This is a genomic window from Parasynechococcus sp., assembly GCF_042954245.1.
GTDB lineage: Bacteria > Cyanobacteriota > Cyanobacteriia > PCC-6307 > Cyanobiaceae > Parasynechococcus.
On record NZ_JBGKDP010000107.1, the window covers coordinates 1 to 2,614 of the forward strand.

5 protein-coding genes are annotated in these 2,614 nt (G+C 64.5%); all 5 read left to right on the plus strand.

Annotated features, from left to right (window positions below; all coding sequences use genetic code 11):
- A partial coding sequence (locus tag ACGVJ8_RS04875) for a DUF3370 family protein (RefSeq protein ID WP_392345947.1) occupies positions 1 to 110 on the plus strand: 110 nt, incomplete at its 5' end.
- A gap of 20 nt (positions 111 to 130) precedes the next feature.
- On the plus strand, positions 131 to 1,219 hold the full coding sequence (gene bchI / locus ACGVJ8_RS04880) for a magnesium chelatase ATPase subunit I (RefSeq protein WP_392345949.1): 1,089 nt from the start codon (positions 131 to 133) through the stop codon (positions 1,217 to 1,219).
- An 18-nt stretch (positions 1,220 to 1,237) separates the two neighbouring features.
- Positions 1,238 to 1,702 carry a crossover junction endodeoxyribonuclease RuvC gene (gene ruvC / locus ACGVJ8_RS04885; protein WP_392345941.1) on the plus strand — a complete coding sequence of 155 codons (465 nt, stop codon included), beginning with the start codon at positions 1,238 to 1,240 and terminating at the stop codon, positions 1,700 to 1,702.
- Entirely contained in the window at positions 1,699 to 2,247 is a 549-nt protein-coding gene (locus ACGVJ8_RS04890) for a 5-formyltetrahydrofolate cyclo-ligase (RefSeq protein ID WP_392345943.1), read from the plus strand. The genes ruvC and ACGVJ8_RS04890 overlap by 4 nt, the downstream gene beginning before the upstream one ends.
- Before the next feature lie 42 nt (positions 2,248 to 2,289).
- A partial coding sequence (locus ACGVJ8_RS04895; RefSeq protein ID WP_392345945.1) for a hypothetical protein occupies positions 2,290 to 2,614 on the plus strand: 325 nt, incomplete at its 3' end.

Consider the following 2,614-nt stretch of genomic DNA (forward strand, 5'->3'; position numbering starts at 1 on the left):
AGCTGATGCTCAAGCCAGGGGAAGCCAAGCAGGTGCGCATTCGCCTGGTCTATCCCGCTGATGCCACGCCACCGCAGGTCATCACCGTGCAGCCTGTGAAACAATCCTGAGCACGCCAAGAGAATTGCTCGTGACTGCACCCCGGAAGCGCAGGGTCTTCCCCTTCACTGCGGTGATCGGTCAAGAGGAGATGAAGCTGGCCTTGCTTCTCAACGTGATCGATCCGCGCATCGGCGGCGTGATGATCATGGGGGACCGCGGCACCGGCAAATCCACCACGATCCGTGCCCTAGCCGATCTGCTGCCGGACATCGACGTTGTCGCCGGCGATCCCTACAACAGCTCGGCCAGCGATCCCGACCTGCAGAGCAGTGAGGTGCGCGAGCGGATGCAACAGGGGGAAACCCTGAGCACCGAACCGCGGCAGGTGCCGATGGTGGATCTGCCCCTCGGTGCAACGGAAGACCGCCTCTGCGGCACCATCGACATCGAGAAAGCCCTGAGCGAAGGCGTGCGCGCCTTTGAGCCCGGCCTGCTGGCCAAGGCCAACCGCGGCCTGCTGTACGTGGATGAGGTGAACCTGCTCGACGACCACCTCGTCGACGTGCTTCTTGATTCAGCAGCCTCCGGCTGGAACACGGTGGAACGGGAAGGCGTCTCCGTGCGCCACCCCGCGCGTTTCGTGTTGATCGGCTCCGGCAACCCCGAGGAAGGCGAACTCCGCCCCCAACTGCTCGACCGTTTCGGCATGAGCGTGGAAGTGCGCACTGTGCGTGATCCAGAGCTGCGGGTGCAGGTGGTGGACCAGCGCACCGCTTTCGACAGCGATCCCGATAGCTTCAGCACAGCCGTGGAAGGCAATCAAAACGCCCTGCAACAGCGGGTGGTGGAGGCCCAGCAACGCCTCGACCAGGTGACCATCGATGAGGATCTGCGCCTGCGCATCTCCGCCGTGTGCGGCGAGCTGGATGTGGATGGTCTGCGGGGTGACATCGTCACCAATCGTGCCGCCCGGGCCCTGGCCGCCTTCGAGGGACGCACGGAAGTGAGCGAGGAAGACGTGGCCCGGGTGACCTCCTGCTGCCTGCGCCACCGTCTGCGCAAGGACCCCCTGGAGCAGGTGGATTCCGGCAACCGGGTGGTGAAGGTGTTCTGCAAAGTGTTTGAGCGCAGCGAGAGCAGCGACCACGCTGATTTCGAACTGGCCCTCGCCGCCTGATCCCCCCACAATCAGCCCATGCGGATCCTCGGCATCGACCCTGGCCTCGCCCGGGTGGGCTACGGGGTGATCGACATCCAGGACCGATGCCAGCGCATGCTCGATTGCGGCATCATCCAGACCGATTCCGGTCGCGCCGATGGTGATCGCATGGTGGAGATCGCTGGCAACCTACGCCAGCTGATCCGGATCTGGCGCCCGGAACTGGCGGCCGTGGAGAAGTTTTTCTTCTACCGATCCAGCAACACCATCAACGTGGTGCAAGCGCGTGGCGTGGTGGTGATGACCCTGGCCCGCTTCAAGATTCCGATGGTGGAGTTCCCTCCCATGCAGATCAAACTCGCCGTGGCGGGGTTCGGCCATGCCGAGAAAGATGAAGTACTGGAGGCGGTGATGCGGGAGTTGAACCTGGATGAACCGCCCCGACCGGATGATGCGGCCGATGCCCTGGCGGTGGCGCTGACGGCCTGGTTGCAGCGATGAGCAGCAAGCCAACCCTGCGCCGTCACTTCAAAGCCCAGCGTCATCTGAGAGAGGCGGCCACGCGATCCATCCAGGACGCCGTAGTGGCGCTGATCGGCCAGTCCAACTGCGGCAACCGCCATGTGGGGATCTACTGGCCGCTGCCGGGGGAGGCGGATTTACGGCCGCTGCGGGATGGTCCCCATCCGCCCTTAGCCTTGCCGGTGGCCGATGGCTGCGGCGGACTCACCTACCGGAGCTGGGGTGAGGACCCGCTTCAGCCCGATGGCTGCGGCATTCCCGCTCCTGCCGCGGGAGACGCCCTTGGCCCCAATCATCTGGCGCTGCTGCTGGTGCCGGCGCTGGCGTTGGACGGCGCGGGAATCCGCCTGGGCTACGGCGGTGGGTATTACGACCGACTCAGGGCTGATCCCGCCTGGGCTGCCGTGCCGGCCTGGGTGGTGCTGCCCTCAACCTGCCTTGCGGCCGAACCGTTGCCACGAGAGTCCTGGGATGTTCCGTTTACCGGCTGGATCACAGAGCAGGGTGCTGGTCGGCCCGCCTGAGAAGCCGCATCATGGGCACCATTGATCGCCGATCGCCCTTCCATGCTGCGTCTGCTAGCTCCACTGGTTCTGCTCGGCTCGGTGCTGGCTCCCGCTAAGGCCCATCAGATCGAAAGTGCTCTGCACTATCTCGATGGCAATCTGCAATTGAACAGCAGCTTTTCCAACGGTGAACCCACCCAAGGGGCCGTTGTTCGCTTGCTCAATGCCGATGGCACTCCAGGGCAGGAACTGGGCCGCACCGATGCCGAGGGTCGCCTGAGCCTCGATCTCAGCAGCGTGGGCAATGGCACCGTTGATCTCCAGGTGGACGGTGGTCCAGGCCACCGCGACTACCTCGAACTTCCGGTTCAAGACGGCGAAGTGA